The organism is Enterococcus moraviensis ATCC BAA-383 (assembly GCF_000407445.1).
Lineage (GTDB): Bacteria > Bacillota > Bacilli > Lactobacillales > Enterococcaceae > Enterococcus_L > Enterococcus_L moraviensis.
Genome location: NZ_ASWB01000003.1, coordinates 589,246 through 610,414 on the forward strand (window position 1 = coordinate 589,246; position 21,169 = coordinate 610,414).

Below are 21,169 nucleotides of genomic sequence, written 5' to 3' on the forward strand. Positions count from 1 at the left end.
TAAGGACTTTTTTAAGAAAATACAGAAAGAAGATACACTAAAATAGTGTATCTTCTTTCTGTATTGCTTCTAGTGTATCTTCTGTATTTTGTATTTGATTCAATTGCGTATTCTTGATCAGTTGGATGATATAATACACTTCCTCCATCGGCAATTCTAGTTTGAATACTTGCTTGAGGTATAAAGCTGCTTTCATGACAATTTCATAGCTAGGTTCAGCTGTTATTTGCTTCAATTCCTCTTCTGTCAGCGATAATGTATCGTGTTGCAGTACCCTTTCCAACATCCCCGCCAAATGCATAACTAGATTAACATAAAAAGAATAGTCTAACTGAAGGTCTAACTTTGTTCGGATGATGTCTGTAAATTCCCAAAGAGGATCAATCACTTTTTTGGGATTGATAAAGGTAAAACTTTCTTCCATGTAATCGATACAGAGTTTTTTAGCTGCCACTTCATCCAATTCACTTGCTTCTACATAAACGTCACTGTCTATCAATAACTGATTGATCACAGATTCTGCTTCACCAGAGAAGAAAGTTTCCATTGGAATAAAAGGTGCTGCAATTTTAGGATCGGTGATCCCAGTTGTTGCAATCACACGATATTCTTCTTGAATCGTAACAAGTTGCTCTTTCATATCAATAATGGATAAAGGCAACACTTCCAACTCCAAACCAATTTGTGGTGTCACAGCTGCTTCGATCATTTCTTTCATTCGTCTAGCCGTTCCTTCTCCAGATGCACAAATGGCTATTATTACTCGTTTTTTCCAAGGATCTAAAGAATCAAGTTCTCTTTCTTGGTGGATGTCCGCATAACCTTGGAAGTTTTTCAACGACTCATACAACGTATCTAATTGTGTATCGATCAGTGTTGTTTTTCGAGCTGTCTCTAGGACTATCGGTGTGGTGACCATATCAACTGTGCGCACCTCGATCCCTGTTTGACGGATTATTTCGTCAGAAAATGTGGCCAATGACCCCATATCGACTAACAAGATCACACCGCTGTCTTCATTAACTTCTTTCACCACATTGACGATTTGGCGAAGTGCTTCTTTTGGCTGCATCTCTAAAGGCATATCGACCGCTCTTAGATTATCAACGTTCAACAGTTGAGATACTACTTGCACCATGCTTGTTGCTGTACTTTTCCCGTGAGCCGCAACCACGATCCCGATCCGTCCTGCATCTTTATTTTCTCTTAACGAAATCAGTAAAACCGCTAAGTAATACGTTTCAAATTCAGGTATCTTCATTTGATAATTAATTTCGATGATCCGCTTGATTTCTTCGGCTGTCTCAAACTCTATGGGATAATCCAATACCATATTTCTGATATTTTCATTTAATTGATGTTGCCGTTCTTCACCATTTTGAATTCGTTTTAAAAAGGAGCTGATATGTAAACTCATTGCATAAATAAAATTAGATTGAAAATTATAATTTAGTTTTTGCTTCGCGAAGTTATAGATTTCTTTTGTGACATCAATAATCCGCTGATCAACGATCTCGGCTAATTTATTTTCAGTATCAAACGTAAACCCATGATCCTTATAGAAGGACTTCAAATGTACATTGATATCTGTGGTAATAAAATTATTGATCACTTCTTGCTCTAGCCCATCTTCTTTTAATAAAGCCGCTTTATCTCCGATGATCTCATATAAATTATACGGTAACTCATATGAATCAGATTGAATTGTGACTAACGGTTCATTTGGTGTGACGATCATTTGTGGCTCTAAATATTTTGATAGCTCTGCCAGCGCCTCGCGATTGCTAGCGAGTTGCATCATGCCTTCTTTGATACTATCTGTTAGTTCATCAATGGTAATCCCTAGTTCCTCTTGATCGATATGATTTAAAAATCCTCTAGCCGTTACGAGTTGAACATTCGATTTTAATTGACCGACATTTCCATAAGAAACACTTCCTATTAGAGCCTTTACAACATCTTCTGATAAGGAGATTTTCTTTTGAATACGGGCTGCTTCCATTGAAATCATTACTCTTAATAAATCAATTTTTTCTTTCGCTGGTCGATCAATAAAATTAGGTAACTGAATGATGATTGGAATTCTGCGGACAAACGTATTTAGCAAAGAAGAGGTTGGATTTTCAGTGGTTGCACAAATAATGCGGACATCTGCTCGACGATTTTTGACCGTTTCCCCTAATCTTGAATACGTTCCGTGATCCATGAAATAAAAGACCATTTCTTGTCCTTCTGGCGGTAAGCGATGAACTTCATCTAAAAATAAAATACTGCCATCTGCTTCGTGGATGATCCCTTCCTTAGCCTTTGTCGCACCAGTAAAGGCTCCTTCAGCATACCCAAACAAGTGAGACATCAACAATTCTGGATTATGTGCATAGTCCGCACAATTAAAAACAACTAACTTTTTATCAGGCGCAACCACATGGTTCAATAATGCAAACTGAAACATTGCATGTGCAAAATAGGTTTTTCCAGAACCAGTCGGTCCTGTAATCAAACAATTTAATCCTTTGGGCGGGTACAATATTGCAGCTTTTGCTTGTTCCACAGGTGTTCTCATACTGCCTGTTGAACCAATCATACCTTTAAAAATATCTTCCCCAGCAAATTTTTTTGATGGTTTATGTATATGGTCCATACGTGCTGCATGATCCTCAACTAGACTATGTTCCCGGTAGCTTTTAACTGGCTTGGTTAACGGTTCATATTTAAAAATAGCTTTGTCGACATATTTGACTGGTCGTCCTTCCGTCTTGTCTAATAATCCTTCTCGAACAAGTTGATTTAAGTCTTTACTAGCATTGGTTCTTTGGATATCTAAAGCATCTGAAACATCGCCTGTTGTCACACCGCTACCTAAAGAAACATCACTAGGCGTTAAATTTTCCGTCTGCTCTTTTACATAAAGATAAATTCGTTCGATGCGTTTCATCTGTATCTCTCCTTTCAAACTCAAACGATACACTAATTTCATGTGTATCATACAGTGTATCGCTAAAAAAGTACACTAATTGCTCTTTCATTAGAATGTTCCACATGAAACACTCTATTTTCTAAAGTAGCTTCATTTTAGTAAAAACTATAAGGTATTTCTGAAAAAGTCTGAAATTCCTTGAAAAATATGGGTTTCCTCGCTATAATGCAGAGAGGTTTAACTATTCTATATGAAGTGAGGAAAACAATTGATTACTGTAAATGATGTAAGTTTGCTATTTTCAGACCGCAAACTTTTTGATGATGTAAATATTAAATTCACGCCTGGTAACTGTTACGGTTTAATTGGGGCTAATGGCGCTGGTAAATCAACATTCTTAAAGATTTTATCTGGTGATATCCAACCAACAACTGGAAATGTTGCTTTAGGTCCTGATGAACGTTTAGCTATTTTGAAACAAAATCACTTTGACTTTGAAGAGAATACAGTTTTAGAAACAGTTATCATGGGTCACAAACGCTTGTATGAAGTAATGAAAGAAAAAGATGCTGTTTACATGAAAGAAGATTTCACTGATGAAGATGGGATCAAAGCAGCTGAGCTTGAAGGGGAATTTGCTGAGTTAGATGGTTGGGAAGCTGAACCTGAAGCAGCTGTTTTACTACAAGGATTGAACATCCCTGAAAGTCTACATGACCAAAAAATGAGTGAATTGACAGCGGGTCAAAAAGTCAAAGTATTACTTGCTCAATCACTATTTGGTAAACCTGATGTTTTACTATTAGACGAGCCGACCAATGGTTTGGACACTCGTTCAATCAACTGGTTAGAAGAATTTTTGATCAACTTTGAAAATACCGTTATCGTCGTTTCCCATGACCGTCACTTTTTAAATAAAGTATGTACGCATATGGCCGATCTTGATTTCGGAAAAATTAAATTATATGTTGGTAACTATGACTTTTGGTTGGAATCAAGCCAATTAGCTGCGAAATTACAATCAAATGCTAACGCAAAAAAAGAAGAACAAATCAAAGAGTTGCAAGACTTTATCGCTCGTTTCAGTGCCAATGCATCGAAATCAAAACAAGCAACTTCTCGTAAAAAAATGTTGGACAAAATTACCTTAGATGATATTCAACCATCATCACGCCGCTACCCATTTGTTGGTTTCACTCCAGATAGAGAAATCGGAAATGATCTACTACACGTAGAAAATGTTTCTGTAACGATCGATGGTAAAAAGATTTTAGATAATATTTCTTTCTCTCTAAATAACGTAGATAAGGTAGCGTTCATTGCAGATAATGATATCGTTACAACAACGTTATTCAAAGTCATCATGGGTGAAATTACACCTGATACTGGTAGCGTTCGTTGGGGTGTTACAACAACCCAAGCATACTTACCGAAAGACAATAGCAAAGACTTCGATACTGATTTGACGATTTTAGATTGGTTACGCCAATTTGCAAGTAAAGAAGAAGATGATAATACGTTCTTACGTGGATTCTTAGGAAGAATGTTATTCTCTGGGGAAGACGTACTGAAATCAGTTAACGTGCTTTCTGGGGGCGAAAAAGTTCGTGTAATGTTATCTAAATTGATGCTGTCTAAATCAAATGTCCTTGTTTTAGATGATCCAACGAATCACTTAGATTTAGAATCGATTACTGCTTTGAATGATGGTTTGATGGCCTTCACTGGTGCAATTCTATTTGCATCACATGACCACCAATTTATTCAAACATTAGCAAATCGTATCATCGCCGTTTCTGACAAAGGTGTTGTCGATCGTGCAGACACAACATATGACGAATTCTTGGAAAATAAAGACGTTCAAAAACAATTGGATGAACTGTTTTCTGGTGAATATTAATTTTTAAATGTCTATAAAGAGGATAGAGTCACACTCATCTCCTCTTTATAGCTTTTTTGTTATTTTAAACTATTTCAGTAAAATAGTTTGGCCTTTCTATTTGGTACTCTAACTTCGTAGCAAGTTGAACTGAGGTCACCCTTCCTGTACCACAGAATAGATCAGTATGTTTTTTCGCAGTTCTAAATGATAAGCCTAAATTTGCCTGCATCATCTGAATCAAACGCATAACTAAATGGTCCTCTGAGATGCCGAAACTATCAGATATTTGCGAAAGATCCCAGCCTTTTTTTAAAGAATAGAATAATACTCTATCTGGAACCAAAATTATAGAGGCACCTATGTTGGCTTGAAATTCCTGTAGTTGCTTGTGCTCACATGATCGTATGTCCCTCACTGTATCATAAAAAAGCTGATTTTGTTTATCCATATGAAACAAATAATGGGTAATTTCATGACTAATTATAAAATTTTTACTTTTTTCATCTAGCTCTCGATTGAATCCGATTGTGGTTTCTAATGGATCTTGTATGAGTAGCCCGGCGATCTGCTCACTTGCGATATCATTAAATTGAAACCCTCTGATTACTGCTCCTTGAGATTGCATCAGCTTCCATATGCGAGAATAATTGTAACTCTCACAACTTATCTCATTATCTAACATAATCGTTGAAATATAATCATTTACTCTAACAGAAAAATCAACATATTCTTTCAAGTATTTGAACATCTACCATCCCCACCTTATTCCTTATTCTTCACCTTGTGCTTTATCACTTACACATTTTACTTTTATAAATTCCTTTTTGTAAATCAATCGTAATCTATTTGTAATATTTCTGTAATCAGACCTAAGACCTATTTTTGTTTCTTATTATGATAAATTCTATTAAAAAATAACGATTTTTTCTAAATATCACGTTTTTTATCTTTAAATTTTCTTAATCTCTCTACCGATTTTATACAGTAACATAAGTCAAATTAATTAAATGGGTATTTCCAAATCGAAAATTGTAAGCAGAGCCGATTCCAACGTCGGATGTGTTCACTAACATAATATCGCCATTTTTCTCAATGGTAATGGCCGTGTTAGCATAAATTGCTGTACTTGGGTTTTCTGTTACCATATTGACAGCCAATCTAGTCTTTGGAAACAGATCTGGATCTATTAATTTGCCGATTTTAAACTTAGCATTTCTTGGAAATGAAAATGCTAAGATACTGATTAAATTCACACTAAAGTAAACAGTTTGATTTTGTTTGATAACATTACTATCTTCAATAGCAAAAAATCCTGTCTCGTCAAATAAGACCGCGTCTGATTTATTTATATAGTTAGAATCGTCGCTAAGAACCGTCAGAGTTCCTGCTTCATCCACTGTAATCGTACGATTATCTGGCTTTACAATTCCTACAGCTTTGTCTGTCGCAATTTTAATTTGGGGAATCTCTACCTTTTCTTTGACCAGTTCAACAACTTTTTCTGTGTTTAAATCTGTCGTAACATTATACGTACCACTGCCACTGATATGCAGATAACCATCTGTATTATTGAATTGTGTTGGTTGAGTGTTACCATTGCCCCCACTATTGATTGTAGTAAATGTCTTTCCATCATGCGATAATACCCAAACTGAGTTATCTGGTAAAATATACGCATGGTCTCGGTTTGGCTCTTTGATATCTGATAAGTTTTTTACAGGAACTTCCCAGTCACCAAAATCACAAAAATCTGGGACTGAGGGCTGTTTATCATTATTGTTACAAATTTTTGGTTTCATTTTTTTCCTCCTTTAGTAGTACCTTTATATTATCTAGTACCAGTAGTATTTTTCCATTTATACTATAAAAATACTGTTTTTTGTCTCACAACAAACTCATACTCTTTACCAACATATGAGGTGGAAAAAACATTATTTTTATCGCTTAAAATTGAATTATCTGTATTAGGTATATCCGCCATCCAATCAAACATACCAGTCAGCACTAAGCTAAAATCATAGCTGTCATCTGCTGTATTTTTTATCATTTGATAGTAACCGGTAATTGTATAATTTTTGTACTCTCCACCGCCATTGCCAGGATCACCCTTAGCAGCGACGTCAAAAGCAAAGGACTCTTTTAATCCCCTAGTTATTTGTGGTCTATTTTTGAAATTTTGTGTCCTTACAATGCTTCCCTTTTTAGGTTCAAAGTAAAATCCTCCCTCAACTCTGAGCTTAATAGTAAAGAAGTTCAGACTTTGAATGATAAAATACGAAAAATCACTTGATAAAGTACCTAAATTTAAGCTATTCGTGGACAAACCTAGTACCTTCTCAGTGTTGGTCGTCGTTGTTAAACCGCCATACGTGAGAATTTTTTTATTTTTTAGTTTCACTATATTGATATCATTTTCTAGGTTGTACTCATAATCTATTCGTTTTTTATTAACATCACGATAGACGACAAGATTAGAGATAATATCAGCTTTTGCAAGATCAAAATCTATATACCAATAAGTGGTATCAAATTCCTCTTCGTATCTCCCTCCACCAGCATAGTATTTCCCCGCAAGGTAAAGCACTCTATTCGTCTTATCTCCAATCGCACTTACATTTATTTGTGTATAAGCTGCATTAAAGCTTACCCAATATTGAGTATCTGACACTGAATCAATAGTTGATCCTGACTTGTTCCATTCACCAACCCACTTTCCAGCAGAAATAGCTCTCGAATAATGAATGCCATCTTCAGACAGACCAATAAAGTTTCCTGAAGTTGATGAATTCATAAGTGCCGTACCTCGCAAAGCTTGATTTGTAGGATTATCTGTCGCAGAGGGGGCTGCTGAAATAGCACGAAATCCGATTCCTTGCCCCAATATCGTTTGTAATAGTGTGACATTCCCACCAGCGGTAACAACTTGAGCACCAGTGTCTTTAGTAACTTTAATCATTTGAGCCAAATCAACTCGAGCAAACTGTCGCCAATCTGCGGAGGACCATTTATTGGACGATATCATCCGACTGTATACATTACCAGATTTATCCAGTGCTATAACACTGCCTCCATCTGATTGGATCATACTTGATAAAAATCTTATTTCTCCATCCACTGTTGGTGCATCTGCTACTGCTGGATTGGCAAAACCAGTTTTAAACCCTGCCCCCGCAGTTACAACTTTACCTAATATAGTTTCTGGTGCAGTTACAACAAGCTCTGCAGACCCATCATCTGCAGTAATTTTGCTCACTTGAAATTCAGGTTTTAACGTTTCAGTAACTTTTTTCATATCCAAATCGACCGAAACATCATACGTTCCGCTTCTATCAACAGAAATAAATCCATCATTATTTTCAATTTGAGTTGGTTGGCTATCGCCAGATCCTTCTCCAAGGTTTATCTGGATAAAATTCTTACCATCATGAGACAATACCCAAACAGAATTATCTGGTAAAATATACGCATGGTCTCGGTTTGGTTCTTTGATATCTGATAAATTTTTTACAGGAACTTCCCAGTCTCCAAAATCGCAAAAATCTTGGACTGAGGGCTGTTTCTTGTTGTCGTTACAAATTTTAGGTTTCGTCAACGTTTTCTCCTCCTTTTATAATATCTGCAAAGCATGCAGCACATTCTGTTATTTCAACGCCTAAAAATTGAGTTATAGCTTTTATGAATAATTTGTTTTTAGTTAATGCAGCGGATAATAACACTTCATCATGATCACTTGCTTGCCACGCTTCAAACGCTGTCATCATCGCCATTGCCAAATGTTTTACTGTACACCATTTCTCTTTATCCCCACGACTTCCATATAGTTCAAAAAGGTAGAGCATGTCCGTTCGCCTTACTTCAGCTAAGGTGATGATTTCTTCTTTAAAGTCAGCGATTTTTTGTAATTGTGACTCAAGATCTGTTTCTAAATCTATCAACCCATTTTCTAATTCTGACACTCGTTTTTCCAGTAAGGTTTTGGCATGCATTTCGGCACTTGCAACTTGAACAAAGCTTCTGATCAGATCTTCTGCGATACCGTCCGTTGAATGTTTATTTTCCATGAGAATCCCCTTTTTTCTGATATTTTGCAATCTCTTTTAGCATAAGATGTTTACTTTGTTGTTGTTCATAGAAAATAGCGTCACTTTCGACTTTAAAAAGACTGATTACTGTTTGATAATCTTTAGGATGGTGTTGTAAATGGTTCTTCATTTTTTGCGCTTGTTGCTCATATTTATTCATATCATCACCGATTTACATGGGAATACTTTAAATAGTTCACTAACGTTGCATTGAAAATCCCAGTCCCTTTCAGTTCTACTTTTTTATAACCAGGTGTTAAAATAGCGCCCCGTTGCCAAGTTGGCATAAACCCCACGGCTTTCAGCAAATCATAGTTAGACAAGCCTTTACTTGGGAATACCCCTTCTCCTTCGATCCATGAACCATTGTATTGTGCCTTCAAATAAGGTGTAACATCGATTCCTTCGATCCAAACTTCAAAATCAGACACGCTACTAGTAAATAAAGAGATACCTGCACTCAGTGAATGGTTATGAGGCTCTGTCGTATGTTTATGAGGATTGGGACTAATGGTATTTGGGTTTACCGTTAAGCTTGTCTCACCAACCTGAACAACTGTTGAGCCTGTTGCACCACCTGAACCAACCGGCATAGCAAACGGCTGGATAATGATTTTGAATTCAAATCGTTCATAATAAATCAAGTCTGGGCTAACAGAGATATAAAAAGTGGCAGGATGATCGGTATCACCCTGCCGCGTAAATTCCATTCCGTAAATATCGACTACTTGATTTCGTCGTTGAAGCTGACCTTGTCTACTTTCACTTGTTCGATCAGCGATTCGTTCAGCCATCTTATTCAGAGCTGAATCATATGACATTTGCATTACTGACCACCCTCCCTATCTACTTTTAAGAATTTCTCCAAAACAACACTATTCGTCTCTACACCACTTTGATCGATTGAATAATTGATACTTGTAATGTAAAACCAGTCATCCATTTTCAGGATTTTTTTCATATAATTTGAACATTCCTCAATCATTAATAATTGGTTATCATACAGTAAGCGAATTTTATCACCAACATTGATTTCTTCTGGAAGCTCTTCTACTGTCAACTCAATTTGGTAGGTACGTCTGGACTGTTTCAATTTTTTCACTGCTGCATCATAAGCAGTTTTAGCCGCTTTGGCACGATCTTCATCTGTAATCGTCTCTTCACTTGTATTAAACGGAGCCAGATCGTTGAATGAAAAGGATCCTTCGATTACTTTAGCTGATTCTAAGGCAATACTTTCTGTGTCGATCACCGAATACTCGATATTACCGTTCGGAGCTAATTTTGAAAACTGAATATAATCATATCCTCGTTCATTGTTGATTCCTTTTCTTAAAATCAAGACTGGAAATTTAGGATCTTGACTTGCGCTATTTTCATATATTTCTCTCAAACTCATACTCGACATCCCTGAATCTGATTTTTCTCCATACACTGTAGCAATATTGATAACATGATCAAAACTATGTGCAATCGTGGGTTCAGCAATGATACGAATATTTTGTTTGCTACTAGGTTTTGTAGAAAATAGATACGATTTCTTTTCACCAAAAGAACCGATTTCCAGCCCCCGACCAAAATGAAACCCAACACGCCAAAAAAGATCTGGCGTCAACTCACATGTTTTCGTCAAACCTTCTAATTTATTCTGTCGACTGTAGACATAATCGATCACACGCATCGCTGAATCTTGTCTATAATTCACATTCCAGCCTGGATAGCGGAAATCCAACGTACTATAGATATCATTGACTGTTCGATTTTTAGCAGCTAAATTGGTTGAAATTTGGCGGTACTCCCATTCAGAAATCACATGGGCCAAATCGATAGATAACGTTTCATTTTCTTTGTCCAATGTATAACCAGTCACAATTCCATGAAATACTTTTTTGTTGATATATAGTTTGATTTCCTCACGTCCATTGATCCATTCCGTATATTCTATCGGCAAAACGATTTGCGTTGTCGGTACATACATCAATTCATTACTCCAACTAAGCGTATTAAGGATTTTAGTCCCACGTTTGATGACTTTTCCGCCCTCTAAAATTTCAAAAAAGAATTTAGTATTTCCTTTCGCATAGGGATCGATTTCAACATCAAAGGCTTGTTCAAAAATGATAATCTTATCAAAAATCAGTTCATCTACTGCTGTTCCATTCGTCCGAATTCCTTTAACATAGACGGCAGTTCCATTGGCTACTTTAAACTTCACTTCAAAGCCTGATTGATCTACGCCAATAACTTTGGGATATGCTTCTTTAACATCGGGACGGTTGATAGGTTCGGCTTTGATTCGACCTAATTCTTGATCTGTTTCAGCATTAATAAACGCGATATATTGCTCCCCTTTATCTGAGCTAAAATGCCAGCCAGACGCGTGGATTTCCCCTTCTTTGATTCCTAAAAAGTCCAATGATCCAACATTTGTCATTGTTTCGAATGTTTCAAAATCACCTAGGTCAGATGGCAACTTATTCAAAAAATCATGCCAACGTTTCGCTGCATCTACTCTTCTTTGAAAATGTTCTGTCCCCGCTCGTTCAAAATTTTTAAGAAACGCCAGTGTTGCTTGTTCAACATCTGTAGCATTTTTAAATGCTTCCACAGATTTAGGCTCAACAACACCGATCCATTGTCCATTGAACATGCACCAATCAATCAAACGAGTTTGGACTTCTACACTTGTATAGTTTCCGTTTATACCTGCATGAGCGAGTATACGCTGGACATATTCTCGGCCGTTAGAAGTTGGGCTGCCTATTAATGGATAGGCAGAGCCATCCCATTGAACTAGTCCATAAGCTGGACCCCCATGTGTTTGATCCGTATCAGGATTCATTGATCCACCTGTTTCAACGTCAATATTTCCCAATAAACCCGCAATCGAAATCATATTATAACCAGATTTATTTAGGAGCTGTGCAATCGACCAAGCTCTCCGCTCTTCCTCTGATGTTATTTCTGGTGCTGGAGTGGACCCGCTAGAACCTTTGGGATTGCGGTAAAAAGTCGTTGGTGGATTCCCATTATAACTGAGTCTAGATGCATGATTATCAATTGATATCCCATTTGCAAACGCATTGCAATGAATAATAGAGGTAGTATCAACAAATATTCCTGCATGCCCATTGTCACCACCAGAAGCGCCTCTTACACCCCATATAAAAACATCTCCTCGCTGTGGATTACTTACTTGCTGCCAGCCAACGCCTTCAAGGTGTCCAAATAGAGTATCTGTATTTCCCATTGTACCGACAGTAAATACGCCAGCTGCGATCAACGCATAATAAACAGCTGAACTACAATCGTAACTATTTGGACCTAATCTAGCCCCTTGACTGTAGGATACTTTCCCTTTGCGTTGATCCATCCAATTAATTGCTGTTTCAATGCTTGACATCTATTTACCCCCCTATTTTACTTTGTGCTTTCCATGTTCCACTTTTGCGAATTTGATTCGCACTTTTGTTTGGCTTACCATCATCACTAAATGACGTTTTCGGAACATCGATCCACTTTCCTGACTTGCGAATCTGCCAAAATCCACCTGTGTTGTCGAGAGATTTCCACGCACCATTTTTCCGAATCGCCATTGGTCGGTAGTCATCAATAATATCTTTAAATTGGATATAGCTATATGCTAGAGGAAATGTATCATCCCCATAAATCGTTATTTTTAACCAAGTAATATTAGTTGCATCAAACGTATTTTTCGTAACATCGTTGTACCATGTTCCTCCAGAACTAGTTGCAGAATGTGGATTGTTCCAACCAGCCATCGCATAAAGAGGCTGTGACCCATAATATCTCTGTTTCAATGGTTCTGTGAATGCATGTGTGTAAGGTGCACTCGCTGGATCTTCTGTTTGTACAGTTGTTTTAGCCACAATCAATTGCCAGTCGTATTCAGCCCCTAAAGTACCTGCATAAACATAAGGTGTATAACTTCCTGTTGTCGCTCTAGTTCCATAAGCAACCAAGGAAAGACGTAATCTATACAAATTATCATTCACTTTTTCAGCTGTTATTCCTTCCCCATATCCACTTTCTTTAGGAAATCCTGGTGGATTTCCTGGCATTGCTTGAAACTGCGCTACGGTTGGCGCCCCAACAATATAAACATCTCCTGGAACGCCTGGATCATGACCCCAACTTCCTCGAATCGGAGCATATTTTTTTTCCGCCATCATTATTCACCTTCTTTGAGTTCTTCTTTCAATTCTTCCTTCAATTCGGCTTTCAGCTGCTTCAATAATGCTGCATTGATTCCGCCAGCCAAATCATTTTCTGTTGATTTATTGTTAGTTCTAATATAATGAGCGCCATCTGGAGAGCCACCAAACAAGTTGATATTCCCACCAGCGATTCCTTTACCAGGAATAAATCCGCCTTCAAGGCCACCTTCCCAAACACCGATTTCTTTTAATTTTTCGATGATTTTTAGTAATGCATCTAGCATTTTCTCAATCAATTCCCATTGTCCACATTCAGAGCAGATCAAGGCTTTATTCATCAATCGTTGATTATTTAAAAAATCCTGAATAAAGTCTTTAATATCGCACATATTAACTGCTGTAAGTTCTTCTCCTAAATAGCCTAACAAACAATCATTCATGTTATTTAAATCTTGGCAATTATTGTGTAAGACAGGTAATTTTGGATTCAATCCTGTATTTTTCTGTAGACTTTTACACTCTTTATCTGTGATCCCATGTAATACAAATTCTGGGCTGGTTGTTTTCAACTCTTCACACGCTTGGCAATCTGTCATTTTTTTCATCCTCTCTTTTGACTCTTCTTTTACATACCCCTAACTCTCTAAACATAGGGAGAAACGGGTGCTTTATTTTTATTAGCAAACTGAATTTTTACATTGGCACGATCATCTAGCGAACTTGATACGCTATCGTTAAAGACTTCGAGAAATTGAATCCAACCACTGTCGCTACCTGGTGCAAGAACACCTTTCATCCCAATATTGATTGTTTGGTTAATGCTCCATGTTTTATCCTCTGTCGTGTTATGTTTCACCTGAAATATGCGCGCTTCTTTATCACTTTTAACATATAAATTGATCACAAATTCATTCACATCACTAACATGCTCGGATTTATATGTACAGTTATTCACTGTCACACTTCGTATTTGCCATTTCGCAGACAACCCACTTTCTTGTCCCATTCCAAAATTGACTTTGCCCGTTACACGACCTCGACCCAATCTTGTAGTGTAGGAACTATTTAACCAATCGGTCCAGTTAAAAACAAAATTCCCTGTACTTCTGTCAATCGAAACACTCATTTCTGGTGTGGAATAGTCGATTGTGTAAGTCGCATTTACCTCCCAATTTTGAGCGGCTAACGCGTCTAAAGCTGCCTCGACTTTTGCCATTTTTTTCCATAATTTATTGATTGAATCTTCCAGTTCATGAATTTTGAGCCACTGTCCACAATCACTACAAACCATTGCATGATTCATCAATTGTAGGTTTGTCATTAATTGATCCATAAACTCTTTCCAATCACATACGCTCTGATCTGCTAAGGTATCCTTTAAAGCACCAATCAAGCAATCGTTAAGATCATTTAAATCCTCACAGTTAGTATGCAGGACATCTAAATCAGGATTTAACCCTGTATCTTTTTTCAAACTGTTACATTCTTTTTCTGTAATACCGTTTATGATAAAATTCGCTGCATAGTCTTTTAAATTGTCACATGCTGTACAATAATCAGCCATTCTGTTCATCTCCTTTTCTAAATATAAGGTGGAACGGATGTCAGATTTTTATTGGAAAATCGAACCTGTCCGTCCACAATACTGCTCAACACTTTTCCTTGATCTTTAAAGGTAAAAATTTGTAACCAACCGCTATTTTGTCCAGAGTCTAAAACTCCTTTTAAATTGATAGGGATTGTTTTATTGATCTTATCCGTGAACGTTTCCAAGCTATTATGAGGACGCTCATATTCTAGCGTTCCACCTGAAATTGTTGGTACATAAAACTTAATGATGAATTCTAAGCTTCTGACATTCAATGATTGATATGTTACAGTATCCAAGGTCACACTTCTAACTTGCCATTTCGCATTCATCCCATTTTCTTGAGTCATGCCAAAATTGATTCTTCCGGTAAGTTTTCCTCGCCCCATTGGATTGGTGATAACAGAACCGTTCATATCCCAATCAGTCCAGTTAAATTCAAAATATCCTGATCGATCAATATGAATCTTTAATTCTGGTACTTCAGATTGCACTAAACGGCGCACATCAATTTCCCATTTTTGGGCAGCTAATGCATCTAATGCTGCTTCGACTTTCGCCATTTTTGCCCATAATTTATTGATTGAATCTTCAATTTCATGAAGTTTTGCCCATTGCCCACATTCACTACAGATCATGGCTTTTTGAATCGTGTATAAATTGTTCGTTAGTTCTTTCATGTACTCTTTCCAGTCACAAACAGTATACGCAGGTAATTTGTCTTGTAACGAATGGAGTAAGCAATCCAACATATCATTGAGGTCTTCACAATTTTTATGCAATTCTTTCAAATCTGGGTTTAATCCCGTATCTTTTTGTAGGCTTTTACACTCTTTATCTGTGATGCCATTCTTCACAAAATTCGGTGCGTATTCTTTTAGAGCGCCGCAAGCTGTACAATAATCAGACATGTATTTCCCTCCTTTTTTAAATCGTTAATCTGTCGACTTTGACATACACACAGGTCATTTCACAGCAATTATTGGTTTCGACGATGATGCCGTTCGTTCCATGATGAACACTAAAACCAAATGTACTGCCAATTGGTATCACTAATTGATTGATGTTGATGACTTTTTCTGAACAGCACTGATCTTCGAGATAATAAATCTCACCGCTAGATGTCAAGGTCAATTTACCGTTATATTCGCCTAAAATTTGCATTGTGTTACCGTTCAAGGTAATCACTGGATCTTTCATCGCTCCGATCAACGTGATTGTGAGCTTGTCACTATCCATGATCGTGTCACTGTAAAACTGTCCTGCAATAATATCTTTACATGGCTCTGCCTTACAGATTTTATGTCCAAGCATTTTTTCTTCAGACCAAATCTTTTTCCCTGCCTCACAGTTATAAATGATTTGATACGTATCACCACATTGGCTATAAAAAGCATTTGCGACGTCTTTTTTCAGTTCGCAAAGTGAGTTATCTCCAGTTAGAAAATCACATTCACAGACGCATTTTGGACACGGTTCATGTTTGGTTTGGGTGCACGAAATACAACAATCTTGGCACTCATCGACTTCTTGAAAATCTAAACAGTCCATAAAATTACACGCTACATATGGTTTTAAGAAAACTTTTTTCGTGTCTGCTTTATGCCAAATTCCTTCGTATAAGACAAGATCGATATCAATATTGACAACATGTCGTTCCATTGAATAGGACTCACTGAAATCTTTGATAAAGGCATTCGTCCATAAAAGTTGTTCGCCTTCAATGGCCCATAACTTGCCTGCTTTGACGATATTCATGAAGACATAATCTTTGTAAAATTTCTTTTGATCACAACTCAATTTTCTTGTATCGAGTTTTAGCGTCATACTTAGTGACTGCTCCAGAGAAAACTGTTGCTTGGCTTTAAAATTGGCATAGCTTCCATGACCGAAGCTGTATTCTGTTGTACCAGTTTTAAAACCGCCGCTAAGATCCGCTGATTGTAGCATTTCGTAGTTATCGATCACGAGATCGTTGAATTGGATGTACTTTCTGTTTAATATTGTCATGATTTACTCCTTTCTTTGAGGTTGGTTAGATGTATAAAAAAGAACAAGAACAGCTGGGAGGCTGTTCTTGTTCTTTTATTTATTGTTGTTGTAGTACCATTGAGCAAACTCTAGAATTTCTTTGTCGGAATAGTCTAGGCTTTTCTCTCTAGTAAGATACACGTAGTTTCTTGATGTTATTTTTACACCTTGTTCTCCTAAATCTTCTTCCATTTTTTGATCTTCATTGTTAACTATATCTTCTGCATTTTTTTATTATTCTATTGATTTTTGTTATAGTACCATTGTGCAAACTCTAAGATTTCTTTGTCAGAATAGTCTAGACTTTTGAGAACTTTAGCCATGTCATTTATACTAGTATTGTCTACCGATGACTCAACTATCCTTCCTTTACTCACTTCATAATATAGAGTATCTTTATCTTTCCCACTAATATTTCCCTTTAATCTGAGCATAATATTACGAATTTCATCTGGGTCATGTAACACATCAAACGTCATATCAAAATAATCATAGTCTATTCCTTTTTCTCTAATAAAATATAAACTATCATCTATACTATTGATATTAATTTCTACGCCTTTTTCCTCTAAGTCCTCTTCCATTTGTTTCATCTGTTTATCTTTTTTTGTGGAAGAATCTTCTGTACTTACAGCTGTTTCTTTTTTTGGAGTTTTTTCTGTAGAACCACATGCGCTTAGTCCTAAAAGTGCTGTTAATGTTAATACGGATATTACTATTTTTTTCATTTTCTCCTCATGTAACGTAAAAATAACTATTTGTATTTTAACATATATCACTATAGAAAGAAACTCATTTTATGGTTAATATCTAGTATACGTTTATGCCTTAGATACTTATCTTAAATAACGACTTGCTCGTTTCATAATATAATCAGCATTTCCACCAACTACATTTTGTGTTACTCTATTAGCATTATTTGTTGTATGGTTAATGTTATTGACGACGGTTGAAACTGCTGGAATAAGCATCGACTGAGTATTAAATCTACCCGTCAATGCGCTGAATGCTCCACGAACATCAAGATTATTTACTTTATTCATAAAATCAAGACCAAAGGTACTAACAGCGGCTCTACGCTGAACAAATTCCCCTGGTGTTAACATGGCTGGTACAGTATCGGTACCTTTCTTTTTGAAAATACCCGCTAATCCACCAGAAGCATGAAACTCGACTTCACCACCTTGAGACTTAGTTGTTGCTGTTTTAACATTACTAAGCTCTTCGTTTATCGCCGTAGCCATTCCTCTGATTCCTTCTTTAAAACCATCAATTAAAGATGCACCTAGTGTATTTCCTAGTGTGTTAAGAGGTATTGAAAATTGTGCTTTAGATTCTTCTGTTGTAAGTTTGTTTATTGCATCTGTTAGTAGTGAGATCATGTTTGCTACGCCCTCTGCAAAACCTGTTTTTAGGTTATTTCCATAGGTTTTACCGATCTCTGTAAACGTACTGTATTTTGCTTGAAGATTGGTAATAAGTTGATTTATTTGCTCTAATATCTTTGTAGGAACCGCTACACCATTAAACCCTTGAAGAATTTGTTGACCATAACTTGTTCCAATTGGTAAAAATTGCCCTTCCAACCCTTGTAACATTGTTATCAACATATTGAATGATTGCAGTAAAGCATTGATTTGGTTAACTCCATCGGTAGCACTCTCAAGATTATTGATTTGGCCTACCGAGTTTGCAACATTTGCAATTGTTGTGTTTACAGCCTGAAAATCTACATTTTCAGCAGTAGTATTGAGATTGCCAAAACTACTTATAATTTGTATAAGGATATCAACAGCTGCTTTTATCTGTGATAACTCTTCAACCTTCAACATTTTTTCAAATATAGTTTTAAGACTGCCACTCCCTAAATTTTGGATGATAAAATTAAGTTTCGAGATACGATCATTAATCATAACATCATTAAACTCATCTTTTACTAGACTATTCAATGATTCCATTAATGGAATCATTGCATCGACAGAATTTTTAACTTCAGTCAACTCAGTTGTTTTTAGCATTTGACCAAACAGATCTAAAAGATTTGCTTTACCCATTTTTTCAATAGCTGCATTCACATAGCCGATTTTTTCTGATACTCTATCTCCATCTAAAGGGATTTCCTGCAAAATAGCTAAATTTTTAGCTATTGCTACAACCTGTTGCATACTAGCCGCTGCTGTTTTTAAAGTAGATTCATCAATTTTACCATTAAATATACCCATTAAACCTGCAAATATACCTTTGTCTGAGTCTAGTAGCTCAATTGCTTTCTGAACGTCTGTAATTTTTTTTTCGATACTTGAATACGTAAATTTAAGTTTTTGTAATTGTGATAAGTTTTCTGCAATTTCTACTACTTTTTCTATTGAAGTAGCAGCTATTTTAAGATCTGAAGCTTCTATAACACTATCCAATAAATCTTCAAGAGTAGAGCCACTAAGTTCACCTAATACTTCCTTTATCTTTCTAATGGTTTCGCCTATCGTTTCAAAATTTAGTCCTTCAGTTACTTCATTTAGTTCTTTAAATTTACTACAAACTGTTATCAAAGAACCAATTGTACCAGTAACAATTTTTGTACTTGCCCATTCGTATAAATCATCAAGCAATTCGCCAAATGAAGCCCCTGTAAATAATGCTAATACACTCTTAATATTTTGAATTTTTTGAGAAATAGAAGCTAAAGCTGTTTCGTCTAATGCCTCGGCATCAAACTCTTTTAATTTTGTGGTTACAGATTTAAGTTGATCAATCAACATTATCAAAACTGTAGTATCAATAGCTTCTAATCCATGACCAAATAAATCTTTTAAACTAGCTCCTTTAAAAACTCCCAATACTTCTTTGATACTTTCTATTTTTATTTTAATTGCCTCAGTATCCAAAGGGATTCCTTGTAAAGTTGATAATGAATTAGCAATATCCACCATCTGAGTAACTATACCAGATAGTATCGATGTATTAATCGCTTCTGTAAAACTGTCAAATATCTCTCTTAATCCTACTCCGTCAAAAACAGTCAAAGCTTCTTGAATACTTCTTAGCTTTTGACTCACAGCCTCAGCATTAATTGGAATACCTTGCAACACATCAAAATCTAATGCAATGGCTACAAAACTGTCTACTGTACCAGATAGGGCACTACTGTCAGCAGATTTGAGTACACTTCCAAGCATTTCAGTAATACTACTACCTTTAATCATATCTAATACTTCTTGAATATTTTGAATTTTCTTTTTGATAACTTCAGATTGAATTTTCATTTTATTAAGCAACTCAAAATCTTTGGCAATATCAATAAATACTTTAATAGTCCTAGATACTACTTTTGTATTTAAAGATCCGAAAATATTCTTTATTAATGTTATCGGACTACCTAAAGAACTAAACTCTTTAATCACTTCAGCAATAACTTTTATCTTTTGCTTTACTTTATCAATATTCGTTGGTACTTTTTTATCAAGCTGACTAATAGCTTCAGAGACATGCATGAGTTCTGAGGCTAGTAAATAAACGGTTGCCAGACCAGCTCCTGCAATTAATGCTCCTACACCAGTTGCTACTAACGCTCCTACTGCAGCAACTATAATACCCATTCCACCAATAGCTATTCCAATACTAACCATTTTGGCAGTTACCTTCTCTAGATTTCCAGGAACTTTGTCATTAATTTGTTTTAATGCTTCTGCTGCTTTCATCAATAATTCTGTTATTGCCCATATTGACCCCAACCCAACTAGAGCCGCTACAGGATTTTTATCTGCAAGTTTACCCGCAATGCCAACAAGAATACCCATTCCAGCTATTGCTATTCCCATGTTGAGTAGTTTAGGAGCTAAATTCTCTAAATTTGAGGGAACTTTATCATCTATCTGTTTTAACGCTTCTGCTGCTTCTCCTAGAAGTTTTGTGATGCCTCCAACGGTTTCAAGTCCTGCACTTGCTGTACCAGAAGACTTTCCTGCTAATTTACCAACAATCCCAACAAGAATACCCATTCCCGTTATTGCAACCCCCATGTTAAGTAATTTAGGAAGTAATTTTCCTAAATTTGAAGGAACTTTATTGTTAATTTGTTCCATCGCTTCTGCCGTACTTCCTAACAACTGAACAATCTCACTAACTGCATCCATTCCTGTAACTAATACTCCTGAACCTCCTCCTGTCATTTCAGGAACTTTATCACTGATACTTTCAAGAGCACCTGCTCCTTTTTGAATTGATTTAGCAGTATCACTTATAACGCTGAAACTTTTTACCTGATTTAATACCTTTTCAATTTTTTCAACATTAGGTTGAAAATTAGATTTGTCAATTTTCAACTGTTTTACTTTAGAGTAAAATTGAGATAGTTGCTGTTCTATGCCTTTTGCATTACTTTTTATGTTTATCCCTATCTTTTCTATTGCCACTTTTTTGCCTCCTTTCTAATTTCCTGCTAATAGAATAATAATGGTTCTAATCAACTGATAAAATACTTCTAAAAAAACA

17 protein-coding genes are annotated in these 21,169 nt (G+C 36.2%); 1 reads left to right on the forward strand and 16 read right to left on the reverse strand.

All coding sequences use genetic code 11. The features are described 5' to 3' along the window. Positions 1–37: 37 nt before the first annotated feature. A complete protein-coding gene (locus I586_RS12885; protein WP_010766582.1) occupies positions 38–2,935 on the reverse strand; it encodes a sigma-54-dependent transcriptional regulator in 2,898 nt (965 codons plus the stop codon). Between the two features lie 250 nt (positions 2,936–3,185). Between I586_RS12885 and I586_RS12890 the strand changes: the two genes are divergently transcribed. Continuing rightward, positions 3,186–4,817, forward strand: coding sequence for an ABC-F family ATP-binding cassette domain-containing protein (locus I586_RS12890; RefSeq protein ID WP_010766584.1), 1,632 nt, complete (start codon positions 3,186–3,188; stop codon positions 4,815–4,817). A gap of 64 nt (positions 4,818–4,881) precedes the next feature. On the opposite strand, the gene I586_RS12895 is transcribed toward I586_RS12890, so the two are convergent. The 15 genes from I586_RS12895 to I586_RS12960 form a co-directional block, all read right to left on the reverse strand. Continuing rightward, on the reverse strand, positions 4,882–5,547 hold the full coding sequence (locus I586_RS12895) for an ImmA/IrrE family metallo-endopeptidase (RefSeq protein WP_010766585.1): 666 nt from the start codon (positions 5,545–5,547) through the stop codon (positions 4,882–4,884). Between the two features lie 229 nt (positions 5,548–5,776). Then, a complete protein-coding gene (locus tag I586_RS12900) occupies positions 5,777–6,598 on the reverse strand; it encodes a hypothetical protein (RefSeq protein WP_010766586.1) in 822 nt (273 codons plus the stop codon). A gap of 62 nt (positions 6,599–6,660) precedes the next feature. Continuing rightward, the gene (locus I586_RS16980) at positions 6,661–8,391 is read right to left on the reverse strand and encodes a hypothetical protein (protein ID WP_010766587.1); all 1,731 of its coding nucleotides are present in this window, start codon (positions 8,389–8,391) and stop codon (positions 6,661–6,663) included. Next, complete coding sequence (locus I586_RS12910) at positions 8,378–8,860, reverse strand: hypothetical protein (protein ID WP_010766588.1); 483 nt, start codon at positions 8,858–8,860, stop codon at positions 8,378–8,380. Before I586_RS12910 ends, I586_RS16980 begins: the two co-directional genes overlap by 14 nt. Beyond that, a complete protein-coding gene (locus I586_RS12915; protein WP_034702456.1) occupies positions 8,850–9,041 on the reverse strand; it encodes a hypothetical protein in 192 nt (63 codons plus the stop codon). Before I586_RS12915 ends, I586_RS12910 begins: the two co-directional genes overlap by 11 nt. Before the next feature lie 4 nt (positions 9,042–9,045). Continuing rightward, on the reverse strand, positions 9,046–9,708 hold the full coding sequence (locus tag I586_RS12920; protein WP_010766589.1) for a hypothetical protein: 663 nt from the start codon (positions 9,706–9,708) through the stop codon (positions 9,046–9,048). Further along, positions 9,708–12,284 (reverse strand): phage tail tip lysozyme, encoded by a 2,577-nt coding sequence (locus I586_RS12925; RefSeq protein WP_010766590.1) that lies wholly within the window; start codon positions 12,282–12,284, stop codon positions 9,708–9,710. Before I586_RS12925 ends, I586_RS12920 begins: the two co-directional genes overlap by 1 nt. Positions 12,285–12,288: 4 nt before the next feature. Continuing rightward, positions 12,289–13,074 (reverse strand): hypothetical protein, encoded by a 786-nt coding sequence (locus I586_RS12930; protein ID WP_244147885.1) that lies wholly within the window; start codon positions 13,072–13,074, stop codon positions 12,289–12,291. Next, complete coding sequence (locus I586_RS12935; RefSeq protein ID WP_010766592.1) at positions 13,074–13,655, reverse strand: hypothetical protein; 582 nt, start codon at positions 13,653–13,655, stop codon at positions 13,074–13,076. The genes I586_RS12930 and I586_RS12935 overlap by 1 nt, the downstream gene beginning before the upstream one ends. A gap of 47 nt (positions 13,656–13,702) precedes the next feature. After that, on the reverse strand, positions 13,703–14,623 hold the full coding sequence (locus tag I586_RS12940; RefSeq protein ID WP_010766593.1) for a hypothetical protein: 921 nt from the start codon (positions 14,621–14,623) through the stop codon (positions 13,703–13,705). A gap of 17 nt (positions 14,624–14,640) precedes the next feature. Beyond that, positions 14,641–15,558, reverse strand: a complete 918-nt coding sequence (locus I586_RS12945) for a hypothetical protein (RefSeq protein WP_010766594.1) — start codon at positions 15,556–15,558, stop codon at positions 14,641–14,643. 16 nt (positions 15,559–15,574) lie between these two features. After that, positions 15,575–16,657 carry a hypothetical protein gene (locus I586_RS12950; RefSeq protein WP_010766595.1) on the reverse strand — a complete coding sequence of 361 codons (1,083 nt, stop codon included), beginning with the start codon at positions 16,655–16,657 and terminating at the stop codon, positions 15,575–15,577. A gap of 75 nt (positions 16,658–16,732) precedes the next feature. Further along, entirely contained in the window at positions 16,733–16,870 is a 138-nt protein-coding gene (locus I586_RS17270; protein WP_155854790.1) for a hypothetical protein, read from the reverse strand. Between the two features lie 47 nt (positions 16,871–16,917). Beyond that, positions 16,918–17,406 (reverse strand): hypothetical protein, encoded by a 489-nt coding sequence (locus I586_RS12955; protein ID WP_010766596.1) that lies wholly within the window; start codon positions 17,404–17,406, stop codon positions 16,918–16,920. A 108-nt stretch (positions 17,407–17,514) separates the two neighbouring features. After that, positions 17,515–21,090 carry a hypothetical protein gene (locus I586_RS12960; protein WP_010766597.1) on the reverse strand — a complete coding sequence of 1,192 codons (3,576 nt, stop codon included), beginning with the start codon at positions 21,088–21,090 and terminating at the stop codon, positions 17,515–17,517. Positions 21,091–21,169 lie beyond the last annotated feature (79 nt).